The organism is Shewanella sp. SM69 (genome assembly GCF_025653985.1).
GTDB lineage: Bacteria > Pseudomonadota > Gammaproteobacteria > Enterobacterales > Shewanellaceae > Shewanella > Shewanella oncorhynchi.
Genome location: NZ_JAKKRV010000036.1, coordinates 1 through 8,361 on the forward strand (window position 1 = coordinate 1; position 8,361 = coordinate 8,361).

Below are 8,361 nucleotides of genomic sequence, written 5' to 3' on the forward strand. Positions count from 1 at the left end.
TTGATGGTTCAATGCCTGTTGTGGCTAGTTGGTTTACACGCACAGCAACAGGGCTGGGATAAGCATTTTCAGGCCAATACCATTGGGCATCGAACGGTACTCTCAACGATTCGCTTGGGATTGGAGGTACTCAGGCGGCCTGATTATCAAATCACGGAGAAAGAATTGCTGGCGGCCTGGGTATTATTCGCCAATCAGTTGCTCAAATATGGCTATGCTATGGCTGATTTATGAGGGGATCCTTCAGCCTTGAGTATTAATAAGGACTTTATCAGTGTTTCTAAATAAGTCTTATATTATCAGTGTGTTGTTATTGGTTAGTAGCCCTATGGTGTCTGCTGAATCGCTGCGCGACCCGACTTTGCCCGGTAAAGGCTTTGCTGTGCAGGGTCATGCGAGTCAAACGCAGGATCAGGCGCTTGTACTTAACAGCATAGTAAGCTCAGGAAACACGGCTTATGCTGTGATAAATAACAAGATATTGTCTGTTGGCGACAGCGTTCAGGGGCTGAGTATCGTTAAAATTACCCCCACTTATGTATCGCTGTCCGATGGACGGAAATTGACATTGTTTCAAGCAATAACAGAGAGATAGGGAATACACCTCAGATGAAAGCGATTAAATACTTTACACCTCTGCTCTCACTTTGCCTTGTGGCGTGTCAGACCACAAATAGGCCACAGCCGGAGGCGAGTAAGGCGGAATTAGCGGCCTCAATGGCGACGGCAACGGCATCAACTACGCCACCGCCTGCGACTATGCCGGATGCGGTTCAGCGGGAATTGAATTCAGGCGCATTGCTATCAGGTTTGACCCCTACGTTGGAAACTGAGCGTCGTTTCGATGTATCAGCCCACGATGTTGATGCTAAAGTATTTTTTCCAAGCTTAGTCCAAGGTACACCGCTGAGTGTTGCCGTACATCCTGACGTGCAAGGTACGATTTCATTATCCCTTAAAGGTGTGACGTTAACTGAAGCAATTCAAGTGGTTGAAGATATCTACGGCTACGAAGTCAGTCGCGAAGGGCGCATCCTAAGAGTGTTTCCTGCTGGAATGCGTACCGAGACGTTTCCGCTGAATTATCTCTATATGGAACGCGATGGCTTATCTGTGACGTCAGTGAGTTCAGGACGGATTTCGGATAGCAATAATTCCAATAGTAATTCGAACAATAACAATTCAAACAATAGCGGCTCGAATAATAACAATAACTCGAACAGCAGTAATGGCAATAACTCGAGCAGTAATGGCGGTAGCGATAGTAGCAACGGTACTTTTATCCGTTCGCGTACTAAGACAGATTTTTGGGGAGAGTTAAAAGAGACATTATCCTCGATAATCGGCGAAACGGGTGGCGGTCGTCAGGTTGTTGTTACTCCGCAGGCGGGTTTAGTGACCATTCGTGCTTTTCCTAGTGAATTACGCCAAGTGCGTACTTTCTTAAATTCCGCAGAAAGTCATTTGCAACGCCAAGTGATTTTAGAAGCGAAGATCCTTGAAGTCACATTATCCGATGGTTATCAGCAAGGTATCCAATGGGATAATGTGCTGGGACATGTTGGCAATACTAATGTGAATTTTGGTACATCAGCGGGCCCAGGTTTAAGTGATAAAATCACCTCGGCTATGGGTGGCGTTACTTCGTTGAGCATTAAAGGTTCTGACTTTACGACCATGATCAACCTATTAGATACCCAAGGTGATGTGGATGTACTGTCTAGCCCAAGGGTCACTGCATCGAATAACCAAAAAGCCGTAATTAAAGTGGGTTCCGATGAGTACTTTGTCACCGACGTTTCTTCGACCACAGTTGCGGGAACAACACCTGTGACCACTCCGCAAGTCGAGCTTACGCCGTTTTTCTCGGGCATAGCCTTAGACGTTACGCCGCAAATTGATAGTGACGGCAATGTGTTACTGCATGTGCATCCATCTGTTATCGATGTAAAGGAGCAGAGAAAAAATATCAAAGTGAGTAATGAATTGCTGGAATTACCCTTAGCTCAGAGTGAAATTCGTGAGTCTGATACTGTCATCCGCGCGGCTTCCGGTGATGTGGTGGTGATTGGTGGTTTGATGAAGAGTGAAAACATCGAAGTGGTATCGCAAGTACCTTTGTTGGGTGATATTCCTTTCCTAGGTGAATTGTTTAAAAACCGTAGTAAGCAGAAGAAGAAAACCGAGCTTATTATTCTGTTAAAACCTACGATAGTCGGTGCCGACACTTGGAAAACGGAGCTGCAACGTTCTAAGACCTTATTAGATCGTTGGTATCCGGAGACAAAGTAAGCTTCTATGTATCAGAAGCATTTTGGCCTAAGCCAACCTCCATTTTCACTGACACCCAATACCGGATTTTTTTTCGGCCTGTCGCCACACGTGGAAGCCTTGCAAGTCTTGCAAACCGCGCTGCAAACGGGCGAGGGCTTTATCAAGGTGACAGGGGAAGTGGGGACAGGTAAAACGTTGATTTGCCGCAAGCTCATTAACGAATTGCCGAGTCAGTTTCATTGCGCATATTTGCCTAATCCTTATCTCACTCCTACTGAATTACGCTGGGCGGTAGCGAGTGAGTTGGGCCTTAAATACACCAGCAATATCGACCAGCAGCAACTCACTGGACTTATTCAACAGCAGCTTTTAGCCTTGAGCGCCCACGGGCACGCCATCGTATTGGTACTCGATGAAGCGCAGGCATTGCCGGACGACAGTCTTGAGGCGCTGCGGTTATTCACTAATCTGGAAACCGAGACACGCAAATTATTACAGGTAGTGTTATTTGGGCAACCCGAGCTCGATGACAGGCTTAAACGCCAAGAATTTAGGCAATTAAGACAGCGTATTACTTTTAGCTACAACCTTCGCCCACTAACATGGGATGAAACCGACGCTTATCTTCGCCACCGATTAGCCATAGCAGGGCGTGCGGGCGAACCACTCTTTACATTACGGGAAACACGTCAGATAGCCTATGCGTCCCGAGGGATCCCCAGATTGATCAATATTCTTGCCCATAAAGCCTTGTTATTGAGTTTCGGCGAAGGCGCTACTCGTGTGCAAACCTCCCACGTTAAAGCCGCAATTCAAGACACCGAAGATGCAAGTGTTCGCCGATTATTATCGTGGAAATGGTTGCCTTTTTTCACTTTGATGACAGTGGCTTTCGGTTTGGGATTACAACACTTTTTCAGGGGTGTTGTATGAGCGTGATCAACAAGATGCTGCAGGATCTCGACAAGCGTCAGCAGGGGCATGAGCTCAGCAACGTGGCTCAGCCACAGGTGCAATATTTAGCTCGCAGGCGGACTCCGTTTAACGGGCTGCTGCTCTGTGGTTTATCACTGCTATTCGGTGGCGGCACGGTTTATGGCTGGCAATTATTCACAGCAAAGCCTGCAGAAGCGACTATTTCGGCTCAAACAAATGGGCAAAATGAATCTACTCAGACTCAAATCGAGTCTGTTCAGATAGACAAGATTACCTCGAGGCAGCCTCCAGCAAGCGTCGTTGTCGTCGAAGAACCGCTTAAAGTTGCGACTACACAGGAGTTTACGACTAAGAGTGAAGAGCTTGAACCCAGTGTCGACGACGTTGTACTTAATCAGCCGCAAGAATTTGAATCAGAACATGATGTTGAACAAGAGTCACAACGGCAACAAGATGAGAGCTCAGCACTCGCAGATGAGCTAGTCGATACGGCAAGCGAGCCAAGCCATTCACAGTCAAATCGTGTCACATCGAGCGTGCGAAGCGCCGAGGTCACTGCTGCCGCACCCTCTGCATTAATGATGTCAGAACGTGCCAGTGTTGCCGCCGATAATGAACTTAACGCGAGCAATGAGCTTAAAGTACAAGAAGTTAAAGCAGATGCAGGCACTAATCGACTCACACCCCAAGGGCAAATGGCGATTACTGAGGTGAAGTTGACCCCAAAGCAGCTGGCGCAGAAGCGGTTCACATTGGCGAGTGAGGCTGAAAGGGATGGCAAACTCAAAGATGCCATTAGTTATTATGAGCAAACATTAGGCTTTGATCCCAGTATGCATGAAGCGCGCAAGCAGTTAGCTGCGCTGCATTATGGGCAAGGTCAATTAGCCAAAGCCAGTGAAGTGTTACTGCAAGGCATGCTGTTATTCCCGCAGCAATTAGACTTTGCTTTATTGCTTGCTCGGGTTCAGCAAGCCTCTGGTCAGGCTGATCTCGCATTAGTGACCTTAGCCAATATACCTGACACGCATCCGCTGGCGAGACAAAAGTGGATGGCACAATCGGATTTGGCGCAAAAGCTAGGGCAGTTTTCATTGTCAGAACAAGCCTATAGACAATTATTACAACAAGAACCTCAACAGGCTAAATGGTGGATGGGGTTGGCCTATGCGCTTGATTCGCAGCAGCAATTCCCCCAAGCACGCCAAGCCTATCGGACTGCATTAGGCCACAGAGGCTTATCGGCGCAGGCGAGTGCCTTTATCGAACAACGCTTGACTCAGCTAGGAGATAGCCAATGAAACCCAGATTAAAAATGCGTTTAGGCGATCTGTTAGTTCAAGAAGCCATTATTACCGAAGCCCAGCTACAACAGGCGTTAGGCGAGCAGCGCAATACGGGCAAAAAACTGGGCCGTACCCTCATTGATCTGCAATCGATTACCGAGCATCAGTTACTGCAGTTCTTGTCGCAACAATTGAATGTGCCTTTGCTGGATATCAGTAAAATGCCAATCCCTGCGGAAGTGGTGCATCTTATTCCTGAGGTGCAAGCCCGACGTTTCCGTGCTTTAGCAGTTGAAGACAGGGGCGATAGCGTACTGGTAGCAATGAGCGACCCCGCCGATTTGCAGGCGCTCGATCATCTCGAAATGCTTATCGCACCTAAGCGTTTGAAGTTAGCGGTAGCGCCCGAACAGCAACTGCTGCAAGCGTTTGATAACTTATATCGCCGTACAGATCAAATTGCTCAGATCGCCGGTAAGCTCGAAGAAGAATACGCCGCCGATGAGATGTTCGATTTAGCCAGCCTCACGTCGGGCGACAGTGACAATGAAACCACAGTGGTTAAGTTGCTGCAGTCGATTTTTGAAGATGCGGTGCAAATGCGCGCCTCGGATATTCATATCGAACCCGGTGATAAAGCCTTGCGTATTCGCCAGCGTATCGATGGCCAGCTACACGAAACGATTCTGAATGAAGTTAATATTGCCGCGGCTTTAGTATTGCGACTTAAGTTAATGGCTGGACTCGATATTTCTGAAAAACGTTTGCCGCAGGATGGTCGTTTCCACATGGAGATCAAAGGTCATCATATCGATGTGCGTATGTCGACCATGCCGATTTACCATGGCGAATCTGTAGTAATGCGGTTACTCGATCAATCGGCGGGTTTATTGACCTTAAACGAAACCGGTATGCCACCCGCTATTTTGGCGCGTATTCGTAAACAGATTAAACGTCCCCACGGCATGCTACTGGTCACAGGTCCAACGGGTAGCGGTAAAACCACCACCTTGTACGGTATTTTGAGCGAGCTCAATACCGCCGACCGTAAGATCATTACGGTGGAAGATCCGGTCGAGTATCAATTGCCGCGGATCAACCAAGTTCAAGTTAACCATAAGATTGGCTTAGACTTTTCCAACGTATTGCGCACCACCTTGCGTCAAGATCCCGATATTATCATGGTCGGGGAAATGCGTGACCAAGAAACCGTTGAGATTGGTTTAAGGGGCGCATTAACGGGTCACTTTGTATTATCAACCTTGCACACTAACGATGCGGTTACCAGTGCACTGCGTTTGCTCGATATGGGCGCCGCCAGTTATTTGGTCGCTAGTGCCTTGAGGGTGATTATTGCCCAGCGTTTAGTGCGCCGCGTTTGCCATAACTGTGGCGTTGAGTATCAGCCGACACCGCAGGAAAACGCCTGGCTGAGTAGTGTGAGCCGCAAAGATTTTACCCATGCGAATTTTAGAATTGGCACGGGTTGCCAGAGTTGTAATGGCAGTGGTTATCGCGGTCGGATCGGTATTTTTGAAATCCTCGAGCTAGATGAAAAGATGATCGATGCTATGCGTACTGGTAATCCGCAGGATTTTGCCAGAGCCGCGTTGCAGAGCCCTAACTTCACCCCACTCGCAGAGTCTGCTTTGCAATATCTGAGCGAAGGCATGACGACGATTGAAGAGGTTGCTAAGTTGGTGGAAGACGTGAGTGAATCTCAGATACCTTTGTCGAAGGATATTATCAGCCAACAAGGCGTTGAGGCGTAATTATGCCAATTTATCAATACCGTGGACGCAGTGGTCAAGGTCAATCCGTTACGGGACAATTGGATGCCGCGTCGGAAAGTGCCGCTGCTGACATGCTATTGGCGCGTGGCATTATCCCCCTTGAAGTCAAAGTCGCCAAAGTGGCTAAGTCGTTCTCACTGACTAAGTTATTTGGTGGCAAAGTCGCGTTAGAAGAATTACAGATTTTTACCCGACAAATGTACTCCTTGACCCGTTCTGGCATTCCTATTTTGCGGGCAATAGCAGGCTTATCTGAAACGGCGCATTCCCAGCGAATGAAAGATGCGCTTAATGATATTTCAGAGCAGCTCACCGCAGGGCGACCCTTGTCATCATCCATGAATCAACATCCCGATGTGTTTGATTCTTTGTTTGTTTCTATGGTGCACGTGGGGGAGAACACGGGTAAGTTAGAAGATGCCTTCATTCAACTTTCAGGTTATATCGAGCGTGAGCAAGAGACGCGGCGACGAATTAAATCGGCCATGCGTTATCCCATGTTTGTATTGATTGCGATTGCGCTCGCTATGGTGATCCTCAATATCATGGTGATCCCTAAGTTTGCTGAGATGTTTTCTCGTTTTGGCGCCGACTTGCCGTGGGCGACAAAAGTGTTGATTGGTACATCAAATCTATTCGTGAATTATTGGGCGCTGATGTTGGTGGCGCTGATTGGTACTATCATTGGCATTCGTTACTGGCACCATACGGAAAAAGGCGAGAAGCAGTGGGATAAGTGGAAGTTACACATTCCCGCCGTAGGGTCGATTATTGAGCGTTCGACGTTAGCCCGTTATTGTCGCAGTTTCTCTATGATGCTCAGTGCGGGCGTACCGATGACGCAGGCATTAAGTTTAGTGGCCGACGCGGTAGATAATGCCTACATGCACGACAAGATAGTCGGTATGCGCCGTGGCATAGAGTCTGGCGACTCTATGCTGAGGGTATCGAATCAGAGCAAGTTATTTACGCCACTAGTGCTGCAAATGGTGGCTGTGGGCGAAGAAACGGGGCAAATCGATCAATTACTCAATGATGCGGCAGATTTCTATGAGGGCGAAGTAGACTATGATTTAAAGAACCTCACCGCGAAATTGGAGCCAATTTTGATCGGTTTTGTGGCCGTGATTGTCTTAGTGTTGGCCTTGGGAATATACCTGCCAATGTGGGATATGCTCAATGTGGTCAAAGGCGGTAAGTAAGCGATATGGATAATATTTATTTCCTATCTTATACGTGGGACTGAGGTTAAATGCAGACTCAGCAAAAGGCTGAAAGCGATCTATTACGTATCTATGGACGTATGATCGCCATTGGAATTGTATTGGTTATCATGGCGGTGATCGGAGCTAAGTACTTTTTTACGCTACCGCAAATAGCGGCTCGTGGATTGGAAGTGGAACACGCTCGTTTTTTAAATGTGCTAGTGATGGTGCGTTCCCAGTGGTTGTCTTTGGGTAAGCCACCACAATTGCAATTGAACTGGGAGGTATTTGATAATCCCTCCTTAGAAACTGAGTTGAGTGTTGTCGATATCAATGATTTAGGATGGCCACAACCTAAGCACTTAAATGATCAAGGCTGCCAAGATTTGTGGCAACAGTTAATGGGTGCTGAAACTGATAATTTAGGTCTAGAGGCGGATTATTTGGTTAAGGATAATAGCTGTCACTATCGGTCTAAAAATGGCGATAGTTTAGGCTATCAACTGAACTCTGGCAGGGTCATTTTTTTGACTGCTCCGTAAAATATTGTTAACTCAATGGCTTTTTAAAATTGATTTAACTGTTAGAATAAAATTTCTGAGGTCTGGGGACATATATATCCGACATTCCGCAGCTAATTTAGGAATAAACTACCTCATAGAATCTACCGAGTAATTTGAGTAGTTGTGTTTGGTGATCTTGAAGTCCAGTGATGAACCTTTGGCCGTTAATCTCTAGCGTATCTATGCCTTCGAATTGCAAGAAGACCCAACGTGCCGTCGGTCTGGAGGTCGTCTTGTTCTTTACCATACTTGGGAAGAACGCTTCGGTTTGTGCGAGTTGTTCTCTGATTTTGTGTTCTAAACT

7 protein-coding genes and 2 pseudogenes are annotated in these 8,361 nt (G+C 47.2%); 8 read left to right on the forward strand and 1 reads right to left on the reverse strand.

Annotated elements, in window-relative coordinates; genetic code table 11:
* The 8 genes and pseudogenes from L5M37_RS23640 to L5M37_RS23675 all read left to right on the forward strand — a co-directional run.
* Window positions 1-234: pseudogene (locus tag L5M37_RS23640) on the forward strand (IS4 family transposase); the annotation flags it as partial.
* 40 nt (window positions 235-274) lie between these two features.
* Complete coding sequence (locus L5M37_RS23645; protein ID WP_105251271.1) at window positions 275-595, forward strand: MSHA biogenesis protein MshK; 321 nt, start codon at window positions 275-277, stop codon at window positions 593-595.
* 14 nt (window positions 596-609) lie between these two features.
* Entirely contained in the window at window positions 610-2,292 is a 1,683-nt protein-coding gene (mshL, locus tag L5M37_RS23650) for a pilus (MSHA type) biogenesis protein MshL (RefSeq protein ID WP_263201898.1), read from the forward strand.
* 6 nt (window positions 2,293-2,298) lie between these two features.
* The gene (locus tag L5M37_RS23655; protein WP_263201899.1) at window positions 2,299-3,207 is read left to right on the forward strand and encodes an ExeA family protein; all 909 of its coding nucleotides are present in this window, start codon (window positions 2,299-2,301) and stop codon (window positions 3,205-3,207) included.
* Window positions 3,204-4,511 carry a tetratricopeptide repeat protein gene (locus L5M37_RS23660; protein WP_263201900.1) on the forward strand — a complete coding sequence of 436 codons (1,308 nt, stop codon included), beginning with the start codon at window positions 3,204-3,206 and terminating at the stop codon, window positions 4,509-4,511. The genes L5M37_RS23655 and L5M37_RS23660 overlap by 4 nt, the downstream gene beginning before the upstream one ends.
* Window positions 4,508-6,268, forward strand: a complete 1,761-nt coding sequence (locus tag L5M37_RS23665) for a GspE/PulE family protein (RefSeq protein WP_263201901.1) — start codon at window positions 4,508-4,510, stop codon at window positions 6,266-6,268. Before L5M37_RS23660 ends, L5M37_RS23665 begins: the two co-directional genes overlap by 4 nt.
* 2 nt (window positions 6,269-6,270) lie before the next feature.
* Window positions 6,271-7,491, forward strand: coding sequence for a type II secretion system F family protein (locus L5M37_RS23670; RefSeq protein WP_126491075.1), 1,221 nt, complete (start codon window positions 6,271-6,273; stop codon window positions 7,489-7,491).
* A 50-nt stretch (window positions 7,492-7,541) separates the two neighbouring features.
* Window positions 7,542-8,036, forward strand: a complete 495-nt coding sequence (locus L5M37_RS23675; RefSeq protein ID WP_219250674.1) for an MSHA biogenesis protein MshF — start codon at window positions 7,542-7,544, stop codon at window positions 8,034-8,036.
* Between the two features lie 97 nt (window positions 8,037-8,133).
* On the opposite strand, the pseudogene L5M37_RS23680 reads toward L5M37_RS23675, so the two are convergent.
* Window positions 8,134-8,361, reverse strand: a pseudogene (locus L5M37_RS23680) (IS1634 family transposase); the annotation flags it as partial.